The organism is Micromonospora sp. MGP-C2, assembly GCF_057766525.1.
In genome coordinates this window covers 1459352-1475853 of sequence record NZ_JBYMEN010000002.1, presented here as the reverse complement: position 1 = coordinate 1475853, position 16502 = coordinate 1459352, and the positions used below count along the sequence as shown (strand labels likewise).

Sequence of the window (16502 nt, the reverse complement as noted above, 5' to 3'; positions counted from 1 at the left end):
ACAGTTGTGTGACAAAACCGCGAGCTGGGCAGCACGGTTGGCCGCTCGTCGGGCCGCCGAGGATGATTCCGGCATGACGGCCGTACTGGTGATCGAGGACGACGACCGCATCCGGCTCGCGCTGCTGCTCGCACTGGAGGACGAGGGCTACGACGCCCTCGGGGCGGCTACCGCGGAGGAGGGCCTGCGCGCCCAGCGTCACCACCCGGCCGACTACGTGCTCGTCGACCTGATGCTCCCCGGCCTCGACGGCTTCGAGTGCATCCGACAACTGCGCCGTGACGACGACGTTCCGATCGTGGTCGTCAGCGCCCGGGACGGGACCGACGACATCGTGGCCGCTCTCGAAGCCGGCGCCGACGACTACGTCGTCAAACCCGTGGCGATCAGGGAGTTGACCGCCCGACTGCGAGCCCTGCGTCGGCGCGCCCGACCGCTGGCGGCGGCGTCGACGCCGGATCCGGTGCCGGCCGTGGCCTTCGGGGAGTTGGAGATCAGTCCGGAGGCGGGGGAGGTGCGCCGCGCCGGCCGACAGGTCACCGTCACCCGCACCGAGTTCCGCCTGCTCTGCGAGCTGGCCGAGCACGCCGGCCGGGTGCTGTCCCGTCAGCAGCTGCTGCAACGGGTCTGGGGGTACGACAGCGGGGACGAACGGCTGGTCGATGTGCACGTCGGCCGACTGCGGCAGAAGATCGAGCCGGACCCGGCGAACCCCCGGCACCTGGTGACCCTGCGGGGTCTGGGCTACAAGCTGCAACGATGAGACGCCTCGGACTGCGTACCCGGGTGGCAGCCGCGTTCGCGGTCGGCGCGCTCCTGCTCTCCGCGTCGATGGCCCTGGTCTCCTACGAACTGACCCGGCGATCCCTGCTCGACGACCGGGAGCGCATCGCACTGCGGGCCGCCTACTTCGACGCCGCGGTGGTGCACGCCGGGCTCGACACGGACAGTCCGGACGTGGTGGAGGTGCTCCGGTCGCTGGACACCGGCGGGAGCCGGCGGCCGGTGCTGCACCTCAACGGCGAGTGGTACGCGCGCACAGCGGACCCCGACACCACCGCCGCCATCCCCGCCGAGTTGCGTCGAATCGTCGCCGCCGGGGAGCCGGCGGTGCAGCGCGTACGCGTCGCCGGGCAACCCGCCCTGGTGGTGGGGGTGCCACTGTCCGCGTCGGCGGCATATTTCGAGGTCAACTCGATGCGTGAGTTGGAGCAGACGTTCCAGGTCCTGGCGCTGGCGTTGACCACCGTCGCGGTGCTGGTCGCCGGGTCCGGTGCCGCCCTCGGGTGGTACGCCACCCGACACGGACTACGGCCGCTGACGGCGGTCGCCGACGCTGCCCAGAAGATCGCCGCCGGTGACTTCACCGCCCGGCTGGACCCGGCCACCGACCCCGACCTGACCCGCCTCTCCTCCTCGTTCAACCAGATGGTCGACCAGCTCGCCCGCCGCATCGAACGGGACCGCCGCTTCGCCGCCGACGTCAGCCACGAACTGCGCTCACCGCTGCAGACCCTCGCCGCGGCGGCCAGCGTCCTGGCCCGTCGTCGGGAACACCAGGACGACCGGACGGCGACTGCCGCCGGGCTCGTCGCCGACGAGATCGACCGTTTCCAGCGACTGGTCAACGACCTGATCGACCTGGCTCGCAGCGACCAGCCCGCACACCGTGCCCCGGTGGACGTGGTGGAGCTGGCCGAAGAGGCCTGCCACGCGTACGACCTGCCGGTCAGCCTCGTCCACCTGGCAGCGGACGTCCCCCCGACCTGGCACGTCGAGCGGCGGCGGATCGCCCAGGTCCTGGCGAACCTGCTCGACAACGCCGTGACCTACGGCGCCGGCCCCGCAGCCGTCCGCCTCTGCCGCGACGGTGACACCGGCGTCATCGAGGTCGACGACGATGGCCCGGGCGTGCCCGTGGAGGACCGTGAGGCGATCTTCGACCGTTTCGTCCGGGGTCGGGCCGCCCACACGCGTGGCGCAGGTGACGGCACGGGGCTCGGGCTCGCGCTGGTGGCCCAGCACGCCACCGCGCACGAGGGGCACGCCACCGTCGTCGACCGACCCGGGGGCGGCGCACGCTTCCGGGTCGCGCTTCCGGGCAGCCTGCCGTGAACCGACGCCGTCTCGCCCCGTTGGCGCTCGTCCTGCTGTTGACCGGTTGCGGCATCCCCACCGACGACGGCCCCCGAACGGTGCAGCCACCGCGTGGGCCGTTCCACAGCTCCGTTCCCGCCGACGCCACCGCACCGGCCGGCCACGTCGTCGAAACCCTCTGCCTCGTACGCGACAACTGGATCACCCCCGTGGTCCGGCGCGTCGACAGTGTGCCGAGCATGGCCGACCAACTGCGGCATCTGCTCGCCGGACCCACCGGGGAGGAACGTGACAGCGACCTGACCAGCGCGCTGCCGGGAGCGGTCAACGCCGCTGGTGTGACGGTGACCGGCACGCAGGCTCTCGTCGCGGTGGACGCGCCCGCCGTCGACGCCGGCCGCAGCGACGAGGTCCTCGCCTTCGGGCAGATCGTCTGCACCCTGACCAGCCGCGACGACGTCACCACAGTGGCCTTCCTGCGCGACGGCAGACCGCTCGGTGTGCCCCGGGCCGACGGTTCGCTGTCCGCCGACCCGCTCACCCGCGCCGCCTACGCCCCACTGATCAAGGAGCAGTGAGCCCGTTCACACCGCCGGCGGCACCGAGGGTCTACTCAGTGGAAGACCTGAGACGAAGCCCAGGGCCGGGCAGGGGAACTTCCCGGAGGTCGGGTGGGTGTCGGCGGCCAGATGATGGCTGCCATGAAACGCGCTGCGCTCTTCGTGATCGCCGGACCGGTTGGCATCGCGGCCTACGGCCTCGTACGCCTGTGGGGTAGGTCCGACGGGGTGTACGGCCCCGGGCTCGACTGGCAGGCCGCGCATCTCGTCGGCCTTGCGGGCATGGTGTGCTTCGTCCCGGCCGTGCTCGCCCTGGCCGGCCTGCTGCCCCGCAGCCCATGGCGTACCGGGGTGGTGGCCCTCACCATGGTCGGGCTGGCCGCGACCATGGTGCAGTTCGGCGCCGACATCGTCGAAGGGCTCCTGGCCGCCGACCGTGCGGAGATGTCGGCTCTCGGCGCGGACTTCAAGGACATCCCCGGTGTCGAGGTGGCCTTCTATGACGTCGTACCCCAGTTCTTCTTCCTCGGCCTGGTCGTGCTCGCCGGCATGCTCGTGATAAGACGGCGGCTGCCGTGGTGGAGCGTTCCGCTGCTGGTCGTCGGCATCGTGGCGCCGGCGGTAACCCTCAACCTGCTCCCCATCGGCGGCCTGTGCATCCTGGCGGCGTTGGCGCCCGCGCTGCCGGCCCTGGGGCACCAGGGTGAGCGGGCCGAGCCGCCCGTGGCCGTGCGCTGAGACGGCGTGGTCCCCGCCGTCGGAGTCGACGGCGGGGACCAACGTGCCTGGACTACTTGAGTGTGTAGGGCCGGGTCACCGTGCCCGCGCCGTCGTCGTACCACGTCTCGTCAGCGCTGCCGGTGCGGACCAGGAGTGCCGATCGTCGCCGAGGAGGCCGGCTCCAGACGGATCGGCAGGTGCCGCTCGGCCTGGCCCACGAAGAGCGCCACTTCGTACGCCATGTCGCCGACCTTGACGTCGTCACCGGCGATCCGCACGGTGAGGATGGTGCCGTTCGGGATGGTGGCGACGAACAGGAACGCTCGCGCCATCTGCACCACGACCTGACGCAGACCGCCCCCTTCGCAGGTCCGGGTGGCGGCAAGCCCCAACGCGATCAGACCGGCGACCACGCCGGAGAGTTGTTCGGCCAGTTCGCCCTCGACCTGTTGGGAGCCGCCGAGGGGCAGCCCGTCGGGAGAGAGCACCACGGCGAACTCCGCGCCGTGCACTCGGTCGACCAGGCGGTCCAGGGCGCCGGTCAGGTCGTCGTCGGTGACCACTGAGGACGTCATGGGTGTCTCCTTGTTGCTCTAGCGACCGGCAATTCGACCGTGTCGATGCTGGTTCTGCCGGGTTCCGGGCCGGTCGGCCGGTGTCGCGGATCCGCGTCGGCAACTCGCCGTCGCCGTGCAGGGGATCCAGGTCGTGCCGTGCGACCGCGGCGGCGGTGTTGGTGCTACCGATGCCTATCCCCAGGACGTAGGGCAGCGTCTCTTCTCCCCCGTGAGTTGGCCGGCCGGCGGCGATGGCGTCGGCGCTGCCGGCGACCCACCCCGGCGAACCCCCACAGGCTCCTACGTTCGTACCAGAGATCAGTCCCTGGTCGGGACCCTAATGTCGCCGACTTGGTCTCCCCTGTCCCCCTAACGTACGAGGTGGGAGAGCGCCTGGTTCAACCGGCCCGGGTGCGGGCTGAGTCCGATGCCCAAGGGTGGGCCCGGCAACAGCGTCACTGTCGAGGTACGACACCCGCCGAAGCCAGGTCCGATGAGAACCGGCATATGGATTCGCGCCAGGCCCTCCACGACTTCGCTCAATCTGGTGACGAAGCCCGACGCGCGGTCGGCCGTCCACCTCGACATCGTGTGCGCGGTGGGCGAGGTACAGAGGGCGGCGCAGCGGATCGGCGTCACGAGTTCTTCCACCGGCGTGGACGTCAATGCCGGCGTGGACGTCAATGCCGGCGTGTCCGGCGCCATCGCGGTCGACCCGTTGACCGCCGCTTGGACGTACCCGCGTCAGCTGACGTTTCGGAGAGGGCGGCCGTCACGGCCACCCTCTCCGATGCCCGCAGGGCTCAGCGCGGTTGGTATGTCTGGCAGTCGGCGATGTCCTGCCCCGGGCCGACCCGGATGGACGGTGCGTGGCACTCCAACTCGGCGTTGTGTTGGCAGTCGCTGCGCTTGCAGGCTCCGACCTGGGCGATGACCCGGTCCAGCCCGCCCTTGGCCGAGGTGTCGATGAACGTGGCGCAGTTGGCGTTCTCGTGCCCGTTCTCCTGCCCGATGGTGATGGCGAACGCGTGGCAGCCATCGTGGTTGTAGCCGCAGTCGGTGACGGTGCACTCGTGAACCCGCGGCATCTCCAGCATGTCAGTCATCAGCGATCTCGCTTCCGTCGGTGGTGCCGGGCAATCCCAGTACCCGGCTCCGACGGGACAAATCCCCATCAGTCACCTCTTTCGGGGATATTTTGCATAGGCCAGGCTTACCTAACAGCTGTGATCTGCTTCGGTCATTTACCGAACGCGTCGGGCCGCGAGCGCGTCCACCGCACCTCGGGGGCCCTCCGCGCACGGATCGCAGCCGGAAAACCGTTATTCGATCTAGCTCTCGACGGTCGTCCTGACCTGCGGAGATAACGCTCTCACGGATGGTGGGAGAGTGCTTGACGCGCCCGTGATCCGGACGCAACGATGCATTCACATGTCTCGTCCCACCACCGCCAGGCGTGATCGGCGCACGCCGTCCCTCGCACCGCGAAAGGACCCCACTGTGCGCAGATCCCTGAGATCGTGGCTCGGCCTCGCGCTGAGCACGATCCTCGTGGCCGGCGGCATCGTCGCCGCGCCGCCCACGGCCAGCGCCGCGCCGTTCACCGTGCTGGTCTTCAGCAAGACCGCCGGATTCCGGCACGGATCAATCACCCCGGGCATCACCGCCATCCAGCAGCTCGGCGCCGCCAACGGCTTCACCGTCGAGGCGACCGAGGACGCCGCCCAGTTCACCGACGCCAACCTCGACCGGTTCGCCGCGGTGATCTGGTTGTCCACCACCGGCGACGTGCTCAACGCCGCCCAGCAGGCCGCGTTCGAGCGTTACATCACCGGCGGTGGCGGCTACGTCGGCGTGCACTCCGCCTCCGACACCGAGTACGACTGGCCCTGGTACGGCGGGCTGGTCGGGGCGTACTTCGCCTCGCACCCCGCCGAGCAGAACGTCACCGTCAAGGTCGCCGACCAGGTGCACCCGTCCACCGCGACGTTGCCGCAGCGGTGGAACCGGTTCGACGAGCTGTACAACTACCGCACCAACCCCCGCGGCAACGTGCACGTGCTGGCCACGCTGGACGAGAGCACCTACACCGGCGGGAGCATGGGCGCCGACCACCCGATCTCCTGGTGCCAGAACTACTCCGGCGGCCGGGCCTGGTACACCGGCCTGGGGCACACCGACGCGTCGTACACCGAGGCGAGCTTCCGTCAGCACCTGCTCGGTGGCATCAGGACCGCGGCCGGGGAGGTCGACGCCGACTGTGGCCCCACCGTCACCAGCAGCTTCCAGCAGGTGGAGCTGGCCAAGGGCGCGGCCGAGACCGGTGAGCCGATGAGCCTGACCGTCCTGCCGGACCGGGGCGTGCTGCACACCTCCCGCAACGGCGTGATCCGGCACACCGACGCCGCCGGCAACACCAAGATCGCCGCCACCCTGCCGGTCTACACCGGAGACGAGGAGGGTCTGCAGGGCATCAAGGCCGACCCGAACTTCGCCACCAACCGCTGGGTGTACGCCTACTTCGCCCCACCACTGAGCACCCCGGGTGGCGGCGCCCCGGCCACCGGCACACCGGCCGAGTTCGCAGTCTGGGAAGGCGTCAACCGGCTGGCCCGGTTCACCGTCAACGCGGACAACACCATCAACCTGGCCAGCGAGACGCTGATCCTCAACGTGCCGACCAGCCGGGGCATGTGCTGCCACGTCGGCGGTGACATGGACTTCGACGCGGCGGGCAACCTCTACCTGTCCACCGGTGACGACACCAACCCGTTCGACTCGGCCGGCTTCACCCCGATCGACGAGCGGGCCGGGCGCAACCCGGCGTTCGACGCGCAACGCACCTCGGCGAACAGCAACGACCTGCGCGGCAAGGTGCTCCGGATCAAGCCGAGCGCCGCCGGGGGCTACACCATCCCGGCCGGCAACATGTTCGCCCCGGGCACCGCGCGGACCCGCCCGGAGGTCTATGCGATGGGCTTCCGCAACCCGTTCCGGATGAGCGTGGACAAGGCCACCGGCATCGTCTACCTCGGTGACTACGGCCCCGACGCGGGCACCGCGGACCCGAACCGGGGGCCGGCGGGCAACGTGGAGTTCGCCCGAATCGACCGGCCCGGCTTCTACGGCTGGCCGTACTGCACCGCCCGCAACGACGCGTACAACGACTACACCTTCCCGTCCGGGCCGTCCGGGCCGAAGTTCAACTGCGCAGGCGGGCCGGTCAACAACTCGCCCAACAACACCGGCATCACCCAGCTGCCGCCGGCCGTCCCGGCGTGGCTGCCGTACGGCGGCTCCGGCTCGCCGCCGGAGTTCACCGGCGGTGGCCTGTCGCCGATGGGCGGCCCGGTCTACCGGTACGACCCGAACAACACCTCGCCCGTGGCGTTCCCCGAGTACTACGACGGGACCTACTTCGCCGGTGAGTTCGGTCGCCGCTGGATCAAGAACATCAAGCTCGACGCGTCCGGCCAACCGCTGAAGATCAACCCGTTCCCGTGGACCGGCACGCAGGTCATGGACATGGAGTTCGGGCCGGACGGCGCGCTCTACGTGCTCGACTACGGCACCGGCTGGTTCAACGGCGACGCCAACTCGGCGCTCTACCGCATCGAGTACGCCCGCGAGGGCCGAGCGCCCGTCGCCAAGGTCTCGGCCACCCCGACCAGCGGCACCGCGCCGCTGACAGTGGCCTTCTCCTCGGCCGGCACGCTCGACCCGGACGGTGACCCGTTCACCTACGCCTGGGACTTCGACAACAACGGCACCACCGACTCGACAGCGGCCAACCCGAGCTTCACGTACACCACCAACGGGACCCGCAGCCCGACGTTGACGGTCCGGGACACCACCGGCAAGACGGCCACCGCGAGCGTGGTGGTCACGGTCGGCAACAGCGCCCCGGTGGTCACCGTGAACACCCCGTTGAACGGGCAGACCTTCACCTTCGGGGACGCCGTGCCGTTCTCGGTCACCGTCACCGACGCCCAGGACGGTGCGATCAACTGCGCCCGGGTGAAGGTGAACTACGTCCTCGGCCACGACTCGCACGGCCACCAGCTCGGCAGCGTGCAGGGCTGCTCCGGCGTCATCCAGACCTCGGCGGACGGTGAGCACGACACCGCGGCGAACATCTTCGGCATCATCGACGCCGAGTACACCGACCTGGGCGGTGGGGGCCAGCCGCCGCTGACCACGCACACCCAGGCCGTCCTCCAACCTCGGGTACGCCAGGCCGAGCACTTCGGTGACTCGTCAGGTGTCCAGATCGTCGCCGGGGCAGCCGGGCACGGCGGCGCGGCGGTCGGCTACGTCGACAACAACGACTGGATCTCGTTCCGCCCCTACAACCTGACCGGCGTCCAGTCGTTCAGCGCCCGGGTCGGAGCACCGGCCGGTGGCGGCGGCACGGTGGAGTTGCGGGTCGACTCGCCCACCGGGCCGCTGGTCGGCTCGGCCACCGTGGTGCCCACCGGCGGGTACGCCAACTTCGCCACGGTCACCGGCGGGGTCACCGCCCCGACCGGCACCCGAACCCTGTTCCTGGTCTTCAAGGGCGCTGGGCCGTGGTTCGACATCGACGAGTTCACCCTCTCCACCAGCCCCGGCGGTCCCGGACCGGACCCGGACCCGGACCCGGATCCCGAGCCGGGCACCAACCTGGCCCGGGGCAAGCCGGCACGAGCGTCCAGCTTCGAGGGCGCGTACGGCGCGGCCAACGCGTTCGACGGCGTGGCCGGAACCCGGTGGGGCAGCGCCTTCAGTGACCCGCAGTGGATCGACGTGGACCTTGGCGCCACGTACTCGCTCAACCGGGTCAAGCTGACCTGGGAGGCGGCGTATGGCAGTGGTTACCAGATCCAGACCTCGCCGGACGGGGTCAACTTCACCACGATCCGTACGGTGACCGGCGGCGACGGCGGGGTGGACGACCTGACCGGGCTCAGCGGGTCCGGCCGGTACGTCCGGCTCCTGGGCATCACCCGGGGGACCGCCTGGGGCTACTCACTGTTCGAGTTCGAGGTGTACGGCGGCACCGGTGGCCCGACCGGCGGCAACCTCCTGCTCAACAAGCCCACGTCGACCTCCAGCAACGAGGGGGCCGACGTGTCCGGCGCTCAGGCGGTGGACGGCAGCCTCACCACCCGCTGGTCGAGCACGTTCTCCGACCCGCAGTGGATCCGCGTCGACCTCGGCAGTCCCACAGCGATCGGTCGGGTCAAGCTGAGCTGGGAGGCGGCGTACAGCAGCGCGTACCAGATCCAGACCTCTAACGACGGCACCACCTGGACGACGGTGAAGACGGTGACCGGCGCGGACGGCGGTGTGGACGAGCACACCGCGCTCGGTGCCAACGGCCGCTACCTGCGGATCAACGGCACCGCCCGGGGCACCGGATATGGCCACTCGCTCTGGGAGGTGGAGGCCTACACCAGCTGAACCACCACCGTTGACGTGGCCGGCACGGTGATCCGTGCCGGCCACGTCCGTCAATGCAGCTCGTCGTCCTTGCATAAACCGTGAGCTGGTCGTCTGGCTCTACGTCGCGGGCCTGGCGGCTGCCGCGTTGGCCATGGTGATCGCGGTGGCCACGCTCACTCCGGAGGTACGCCGGCGGATCGTCGTCATGCTGCTGCCCGTGGCAGCCCTCGCCCTGGTGATCGACAGCGCCCTCGCCGGTTGGGTCACCTCGACCACGCACATGGGACACACCGTCCCCCTGGTGCCGGCTCAGTGGGCGATGCTGGTGCTCGTCGCGCCGGTGACCTTCCTGGCCGGGGCGCTACTGGTGCGGCGGCGAGAGGAGACCCTGCGGATGGTCGCCCTTGGCCGGAACGCCGACCGCGAGCAGCCAATGGGTCAGTGAGGTGGACGGGTGTTCACCCGACGCCTGGCGGCTGGCCATCACCGGCGCGGAACACCGCTCGGGTCAGATAGTGCCGCGACTGCCGATCGAAGCGTCCGAGCAGATCGCGGGCGGCAGGCGGGACAACGGAGGCGGACGGATCGCCGCCGGTGAAGGCCGACACTGCGGCGAAGTCCGTGAAAGTCATGGCGGTGAGAAATTCGCTGCCCTCGGCGGGGTCCAGCTCCTGCGGGGAACGACGCAGAACCCGAAGATCCTGAAGCCCGGCCACCCCCCGGGCGAGGATCGCGGGCGCGATGTCCTGCGTCAACAACCGATCGTAGGCGTCAGCGAGAGCGGGTTCGGTCCACCCGCTCCACAGTCGAAGAATCATGACAGCATGCTGTCATTCCAGTAGTAGGCTGTCAACGTACGGTAAGGTGCTGCCGATGACCGAACGGAAACAGGACCGGGTCGACGCGTATCGGCTGCTGGTGGCAGACGTGTACGAACTGGCAGGCGAGTCTCGGCGATCAAGCGAGGAGCTCGCCCGAGAAGAGGGCCAAACTGCCGCCCGATGGCACGTGATGAGCGTGCTCTCCGACGGGGCCCGCACTGTCGCGAGCGCAGCGCGCAGACTCGGCCTCGCTCGACAGAGCGTGCAGCGAGTGGTCGACGACCTGGCCCGTGCCGGGATGGTGGAGTTGCACGACAACCCCGATCACCGCCGCGCGCCACTGGTGACACTCACGACGGCAGGGCTGGCCACGCTCACCGGCCTCCTGGAACGCTCCGACGCCGACCGCCGGGACGCCGTAGAGCGAGCCGGCCTCAGCCTCAGCGATCTCGAGAATGCGCGCGCCACGCTCAGGCGGTTGGTGGACGCCCTGCAGAGCCGGTGAACCGCCGCGACACTCACCTCGCCTGCTCCCGGGCCGTCAGTCGTCGGCGACGGCCACCGGCTCCGAGCCGATGCAGCGCACCTTCAACTCGTACTCCCGGGTCGGCCCCCGAAACTTGACCTCGACGTCGTCGTCCGGGCCCCGGTCCACGTCCCTGACCCGGTAGCCCTGCGCGGGCGCCCAGGAGACGAGGCGTACGCCACCGGCACCGCACTCGGCCACGGCCGTGCCGCCGTCGGTGGCGAACCCCCGGCGGACCCCGGAGCTCGCGCTCGGCGTGGGGCTGGCCGTGCCCGGCCCGACTGAGCTGGTGCCCGGCCCGACGGAGCCGGTGCCCGTCGTGCCGGTGGGCACCGGCTCCGGCGAGGCGAGCGCCCGTTCGATCTCGGCCTCGCTGCGCACCCCACCCGGTGTGCCGGTGAGGCTCTCGCCCACCAACCGGATCGCGCCCAACCCGATCAGGGTCGCCACGGCGACGGTGGCCACCCACCCGGCGGCGACGAGAATCGAACGACGGCCCATGCTCTGACTATCCCCGATCCGTCCTTGTCGTTGGCACATCCGGACGCTAAGGCATGGTTAACGTGCGCCTCGCTGCCAGCGGTAGCGGTTAGCCTGCCAGCTGTGGCCCGCCTGTTGCTCATCGAGGACGACCTGACCATCCGTACCCCGCTGATCCGTGCCCTGCGGGAACGCGGCCATGCGGTGGCCGCGGCCTCGACCGCGATGGCCGGGCTCCGCGACGCACTGGAGGACCGTCCCGATCTCGTCGTGCTCGACCTGGGCCTGCCCGACCTGGACGGACGCGAGCTGCTGCGGATGCTGCGCGCGGTCAGCTCGGTGCCGGTCATCGTGGCCACCGCGCGCGACGACGAGGCCGAGATCGTACGGGTGCTCGACGCCGGTGCCGACGACTACGTGGTCAAGCCGTTCACGGCGGCGCAGCTCGACGCCCGCGCCCGGGCGGTGCTGCGGCGGGGGCCCTCCGGTGCCGACGCGCAGGACCCGGCGCTCGTCGTCGGCGGGCTGCGCGTCGATCCCCGGTCCCGGCAGGTCACCCTGGACGGGGTGGTGGTCGAGCTGACGCCGCGCGAGTTCGACCTGCTGCACCACCTCGCCGGCCGGCCCGGCCAGGTGGTCACGAAACGTGAACTGCTCACCGAGGTCTGGCAGATCCCCTACGGGGGTGCCGACAAGACCGTCGACGTGCACCTGTCCTGGTTGCGTCGCAAGTTGGGGGAGAACGCCCAGCAGCCTCGCTACCTGCACACCGTGCGCGGTGTCGGGGTGCGTCTCGAAGCGCCGGCGGCGCAGCCGTGAGGGCACGGCTCGCGTTGCTGGTCGCCGCGGTCAGTGTGCTGACCCTCATCGCTTTCCTGGTGCCGCTGGCGCTGCTGGTCCGCACTGTCGCCGAGGACCGGGCCACCGTTCGGGCCACCGCCGACGCGCAGAGTCTCGTGCCGGTGGTCGGCACCGCCGACGCGGCGACCATCCGGCTCACCGTCGAGCAGCTCGCCGCGGAGTCCGGGCGGCCGGCGAGCGTGTTCCTGCCGGACGGCACGGTGCTCGGCGCCCAGACCCCCCGTACGCCGGCGGTGGCCCTGGCCGCGCGTGGGCAGAGCCTCACCGGGGAGTCGGCGGCCGGCCGGGAGGTGGTCATCGCCGTGCAGGGCCGGGCGGACGGCACCGGCGTGATCCGGATCGTGGTGCCGCAGCACGAACTGACCGCCGGGGTCACCCGGGCCTGGCTGGTGCTCGCGCTGCTCGGCGTGATCCTCGTGCTGATCGGGCTGCTGGTGGCCGACCGGCTGGCGCGCACCCTGGTCCGGCCGATCAGCGACCTCTCCGCCGTCTCGCACCGGCTCGCCAACGCCGAGCTGGACGCCAGGGTCACCCCGGCCGGCCCGCCCGAGCTGCGCGAGGTGGCTGGTGCGCTCAACCACCTCGCCACCCGGATCCAGGTGCTCCTCGTCCAGGAACGCGAGCAGGTCGCCGACCTGTCCCACCGGTTGCGGACACCGCTGACGGCGTTGCGGCTGGAGGCGGAGTCGCTGCGCGACCCGGAGGACGCGGCCCGGATCACCGCCGCCGCCGATGGTCTCGAACGTGCGGTCACCGGGCTGATCCGGCAGGCCCGGTGGCGGCACTCACCGGCGGCGGGCCCGGCTGCCTCGGACGCGGCGGCGATCGTCGCCGACCGGGTCGCGTTCTGGTCGGTGCTGGCCGAGGACACCGGCCGGGCCGTCACCCTCGACCTGGCACCCGGGCCTCTCCCGGTTGGTGTGGCAGCGGACGACCTGGCGGCGGCCGTCGACGCCCTGCTCGGCAACGTCTTCGCGCACACCCCCGATGGAACGTCGTTCGCCGTCCGGCTCGCCCCGGACGCGGGGGAGGTGGTCCTCAGCGTCGCCGACGAGGGGCCGGGCATGCCGGTCGGCGCCGTCCGCCGGGGCGCGAGCGCGGCCGGCTCGACCGGCCTCGGCCTGGACATCGCCCGCCGCGCCGCGCAGGCCGCCGGCGGTCGCCTGGAGCTGCGGACCGGCCCGCGGGGCGGGGCGCAGGTGCTGCTGCGACTCGGACCACCGACGTCACCGCGGCAGGCATAGCCGCTGCGGTCCCGGGTAGCTGCGAGTCATGGCGCGGTACACGAAACCCGAGCTCAGAGAGCAGATCAAGGAAGAGATCAAGTCCTCCGACAAGGGCGGCCGGCCGGGACAGTGGTCGGCGCGCAAGTCGCAGCTGGTCACCCAGGAGTACAAGAAGCGCGGCGGGGGATTCCTCGGCGAAAAGGACGAGCGGCAGAAGTCGCTCCAGCGCTGGGGCAACGAGAAGTGGCAGACGAAAGAGGGCGACACGCGGGCGCGCAAGGGCGACACGACGAGTCGCTACCTGCCCAAGAAGGCCTGGGACGAGATGTCGGAGAGCCAGAAGCGCGCGACCGACACCAAGAAGCGCGAAGCCTCCCGCACCGGCAGGCAGTACGTCGCGAACACCGGCCCGGCCAAGCGAGCGCGTCGAGACGCCACCACGGCCGGCCGGATGACCGAGATGTCGGTCGCCGAGGCGGCAAAGCTGGTCCGGGGCCTCGACACGCGACAGCTCAAGACCGCACTGCGCAACGAGCGTGCGAGCAAGGACCGCAAGACGCTCGTCCAGCGGCTCGAAGCGGAACTCAACCGGCGCGGCTGATTTGTCCGTCGACCGCCTTAACCTGGCCTTAGCGTCCCGACAGCGCGCTGCTATCCCGATTTGACCGATCCTCGGAGTCGACAACCGAGGAAAGGTGGACACCACCATGAAGCGCACCAATCTGCTTCTGGCGACGGTCGGCGGTTCGGCGGTGCTGGCGGTGGCCGGGATCGCGCTGGGCGTCAACGCCGCGAACGACTCGCGGACCGGCGGCACGACGCTCGCCGCAGCGACCGTCGCGCCGACGGCCACGGACGCACCCGGGGCCAGCGGTTCGCCGTCGGCCAGCGGCACGCCGTCGGCCGAGACCCCATCGGGTACGCCGTCCAGCGGCACGCCGTCAGCTGGCACCTCGCCGGCGGGTAGCGCGGTCGACGAGAAGCGTGCCGGTGAGATCGCGCTCGCCAAGGCCGGCGGCGGTCAGATCGTCGAGGTCGAGTCCGAGCAGGAGCACGGTCGACCGGTGTGGAGCGTCGAGATCGTCGCTGGCGACATCGAGCACGAGGTGGACGTCGACCGGGACAACGGTTCGGTGGTCAAGGCCGAGCAGGAGCCGGTCGACGGCGACGATGACGCCGACGACAACGACGACAACGACAACAACGACGACGACGACAACGACGACGACGACAACGACGACAACGACGACTGACCGTCCGGCGCCGCCGCCCGTCACGGGGATCCCCCGGGCGGGCGGCGGCTCTGGTCGTGGAGCAGGCGCGCCTCAGATGGCGACGCGTTGCTCCTTCACCGTCGGCTGGTCCTGGTCGAACTGGGTGCGGTACAACTCCTGATACCGGCCGCCGGCGTCGAGTAGGTCGCCGTGGCGCCCACGCTCGACGATGCGTCCGTCTTCGACAACGAGGATCTGGTCGGCCGCCCGGATGGTGGAGAGTCGGTGTGCGATGACCACGCTCGTGCGGCCGGTCAGGGCTTCGGCGAGAGCCTCCTGAACCGCGGCCTCGGAGGTGGAGTCGAGATGCGCGGTGGCCTCGTCGAGGATGACCACGCGCGGACGGGCCAGCAGCAGCCGCGCGATGGTGAGCCGTTGCCGTTCCCCGCCCGACAACCGGTACCCGCGTTCACCGACGACGGTGTCGAGCCCATCGGGAAGTGTGCGGATCAGGGCGTCGAGGCGGGCCCGCCGGAGCACCTCCCACATCTCGTCCTCCGTGGCGGCCGGCTGAGCGAACGCCAGGTTGGCGCGGATGCTCTCGTGGAAGAGATGCCCGTCCTGGGTGACGACGCCCAGCGCCGTCCGGATCGACTCGGCTGACAGGTCGCGTACGTCGACGTCGGCGAGCCGCACCGCGCCGTCCTCGACGTCGTACAGGCGGGGGAGGAGCTGCGCGATCGTCGACTTGCCCGCCCCGGAGGAGCCGACGAGGGCGACCATCTGCCCCGCCTCGGCGCGGAACGACACCCCGTGCAGCACTTCCTCGCCGCCGCGGGCATCGAGCTTCACCACGTCTTCGAGAGACGCGAGCGACACCTTGTCCGCCGACGGGTAGCCGAACCGTACCCCGTCGAACTCCACAGCGACCGGCCCGTCGGGAAGCGGGCGGGCGTCGGGCCGGTCGAGGATCAGCGGCTTGATGTCGAGGATCTCGAACACCCTCTCGAAGCTCACCAGCGCGCTCATCACCTCCACCCGGGCGCTGGCCAGCGAGGTCAACGGCGCGTAGAGGCGCGACAGCAGCAGCGCGAGGGCGACCACGGTGCCGGCGTCGAGGCTGCCCCGGAGTGCGTAGAGACCACCCAGCCCGTAGACCAGGGCCAGCGCCAGCGAGCCGACGACGGTGAGCGCGGTGATGAAGACCCACTGGAGCATGGCGGTACGGATGCCGATGTCCCGCACCCGACGCGCCCGTGCCGCGAACTCGGCGGACTCCTCGGCCGGCCGCCCGTACAGCTTGACCAGGGTCGCGCCGGGCGCGGAGAAGCGTTCCGTCATCCGCGTGCTCATGGCCGCGTTGTGCTCGGCCGCCTCACGCTGCAACTGGGCGAGCTTCGAACCCATCCGGCGCGCCGGGAGAACGAAGATGGGCAGCAGCACGAGCGCCAGCACCGTGATCTGCCACGAGAAGCTGAGCATCACCGCCAACGTCAGTGCCAGGGTGACCGCATTGCCGACCACCCCGGACAGCGTGTCGCTGAAGGCCCGCTGCGCACCGATCACGTCGTTGTTCAGGCGGCTGACCAGCGCTCCGGTGCGCGTCCTGGTGAAGAACGCCACCGGCATGCGCTGCACGTGGTCGAAGACAGCCGTCCGCAGCTGGACGATGAGCCCCTCACCGATGCTGGCGGAATGGAACCGCGTCACCAGACCCAGGCCGGCTTCGGCCAGGGCGATCACGGCGATCAGCACCGCCAACCGGATCACGACGCCGCTGTCGGCGCCGTCCACGATGGCCTCCACCACCCGTCCGGCGAGGACGGGTGCCGCCACCGTGAGGACCGCCGTCACCACGCTCAGCAGCAGGAACCTGACGATCAGGGCCCGGTGCGGCCGCGCGAACTCCACGATGCGCTTCAGGGTGACACGGGACAGTGGTCGTTCTTCCTGCGCGTTCATCGCGTGGTGCAGAGACGTCCACGCGGTAAATTCCATGCTCATGCCTTACCTCCG

At 70.8% G+C, this 16502-nt stretch carries 16 protein-coding genes; 11 read left to right on the top strand and 5 right to left on the bottom strand.

Annotated features, from left to right (window positions below):
- Positions 1 to 73: 73 nt before the first annotated feature.
- The 4 genes from AC3CF1_RS06435 (at position 74) to AC3CF1_RS06420 (ending at position 3395) form a co-directional block, all read left to right on the top strand.
- A complete protein-coding gene (locus tag AC3CF1_RS06435; RefSeq protein WP_328534050.1) occupies positions 74 to 763 on the top strand; it encodes a response regulator transcription factor in 690 nt (229 codons plus the stop codon).
- A complete protein-coding gene (locus AC3CF1_RS06430) occupies positions 760 to 2115 on the top strand; it encodes a sensor histidine kinase (protein WP_488449811.1) in 1356 nt (451 codons plus the stop codon). Before AC3CF1_RS06435 ends, AC3CF1_RS06430 begins: the two co-directional genes overlap by 4 nt.
- A complete protein-coding gene (locus tag AC3CF1_RS06425; protein WP_354980819.1) occupies positions 2112 to 2675 on the top strand; it encodes a GerMN domain-containing protein in 564 nt (187 codons plus the stop codon). The genes AC3CF1_RS06430 and AC3CF1_RS06425 overlap by 4 nt, the downstream gene beginning before the upstream one ends.
- A gap of 123 nt (positions 2676 to 2798) precedes the next feature.
- Entirely contained in the window at positions 2799 to 3395 is a 597-nt protein-coding gene (locus tag AC3CF1_RS06420) for a hypothetical protein (protein ID WP_488449810.1), read from the top strand.
- 110 nt (positions 3396 to 3505) lie between these two features.
- On the opposite strand, the gene AC3CF1_RS06415 is transcribed toward AC3CF1_RS06420, so the two are convergent.
- Both AC3CF1_RS06415 and AC3CF1_RS06410 read right to left on the bottom strand, forming a co-directional pair.
- A complete protein-coding gene (locus AC3CF1_RS06415; protein WP_354980817.1) occupies positions 3506 to 3952 on the bottom strand; it encodes a roadblock/LC7 domain-containing protein in 447 nt (148 codons plus the stop codon).
- Between the two features lie 785 nt (positions 3953 to 4737).
- A complete protein-coding gene (locus AC3CF1_RS06410) occupies positions 4738 to 5040 on the bottom strand; it encodes a DUF1540 domain-containing protein (protein ID WP_088948797.1) in 303 nt (100 codons plus the stop codon).
- A 394-nt stretch (positions 5041 to 5434) separates the two neighbouring features.
- On the opposite strand from AC3CF1_RS06410, the gene AC3CF1_RS06405 reads away from it, so the two are divergent.
- The gene (locus AC3CF1_RS06405) at positions 5435 to 9376 is read left to right on the top strand and encodes a ThuA domain-containing protein (RefSeq protein WP_488449809.1); all 3942 of its coding nucleotides are present in this window, start codon (positions 5435 to 5437) and stop codon (positions 9374 to 9376) included.
- Positions 9377 to 9410: 34 nt separating this feature from the next.
- Positions 9411 to 9803, top strand: a complete 393-nt coding sequence (locus AC3CF1_RS06400; RefSeq protein ID WP_354980815.1) for a hypothetical protein — start codon at positions 9411 to 9413, stop codon at positions 9801 to 9803.
- Between the two features lie 13 nt (positions 9804 to 9816).
- Here AC3CF1_RS06400 and AC3CF1_RS06395 read toward each other — a convergent pair whose 3' ends face one another.
- Positions 9817 to 10113: a hypothetical protein gene (locus tag AC3CF1_RS06395; protein ID WP_357848475.1), complete on the bottom strand. Its 297-nt coding sequence runs from the start codon at positions 10111 to 10113 to the stop codon at positions 9817 to 9819.
- Positions 10114 to 10231: 118 nt separating this feature from the next.
- Between AC3CF1_RS06395 and AC3CF1_RS06390 the strand changes: the two genes are divergently transcribed.
- Entirely contained in the window at positions 10232 to 10684 is a 453-nt protein-coding gene (locus AC3CF1_RS06390; RefSeq protein WP_210790465.1) for a MarR family winged helix-turn-helix transcriptional regulator, read from the top strand.
- 36 nt (positions 10685 to 10720) lie between these two features.
- Here the strand turns inward: AC3CF1_RS06390 and AC3CF1_RS06385 are convergent, their stop codons facing one another.
- Positions 10721 to 11206 carry a septum formation initiator gene (locus AC3CF1_RS06385; RefSeq protein WP_488449808.1) on the bottom strand — a complete coding sequence of 162 codons (486 nt, stop codon included), beginning with the start codon at positions 11204 to 11206 and terminating at the stop codon, positions 10721 to 10723.
- A 102-nt stretch (positions 11207 to 11308) separates the two neighbouring features.
- On the opposite strand from AC3CF1_RS06385, the gene AC3CF1_RS06380 reads away from it, so the two are divergent.
- The 4 genes from AC3CF1_RS06380 (at position 11309) to AC3CF1_RS06365 (ending at position 14525) form a co-directional block, all read left to right on the top strand.
- Positions 11309 to 12004, top strand: a complete 696-nt coding sequence (locus AC3CF1_RS06380) for a response regulator transcription factor (RefSeq protein ID WP_328382265.1) — start codon at positions 11309 to 11311, stop codon at positions 12002 to 12004.
- A complete protein-coding gene (locus tag AC3CF1_RS06375) occupies positions 12001 to 13290 on the top strand; it encodes a sensor histidine kinase (RefSeq protein WP_488449807.1) in 1290 nt (429 codons plus the stop codon). The genes AC3CF1_RS06380 and AC3CF1_RS06375 overlap by 4 nt, the downstream gene beginning before the upstream one ends.
- 28 nt (positions 13291 to 13318) lie before the next feature.
- On the top strand, positions 13319 to 13873 hold the full coding sequence (locus tag AC3CF1_RS06370; protein WP_088948790.1) for a DUF5872 domain-containing protein: 555 nt from the start codon (positions 13319 to 13321) through the stop codon (positions 13871 to 13873).
- 106 nt (positions 13874 to 13979) lie between these two features.
- Positions 13980 to 14525: a PepSY domain-containing protein gene (locus tag AC3CF1_RS06365; protein WP_488449806.1), complete on the top strand. Its 546-nt coding sequence runs from the start codon at positions 13980 to 13982 to the stop codon at positions 14523 to 14525.
- A gap of 72 nt (positions 14526 to 14597) precedes the next feature.
- Here AC3CF1_RS06365 and AC3CF1_RS06360 read toward each other — a convergent pair whose 3' ends face one another.
- The gene (locus tag AC3CF1_RS06360) at positions 14598 to 16490 is read right to left on the bottom strand and encodes an ABC transporter ATP-binding protein (RefSeq protein ID WP_488449805.1); all 1893 of its coding nucleotides are present in this window, start codon (positions 16488 to 16490) and stop codon (positions 14598 to 14600) included.
- Between the last annotated feature and the right edge of the window lie 12 nt (positions 16491 to 16502).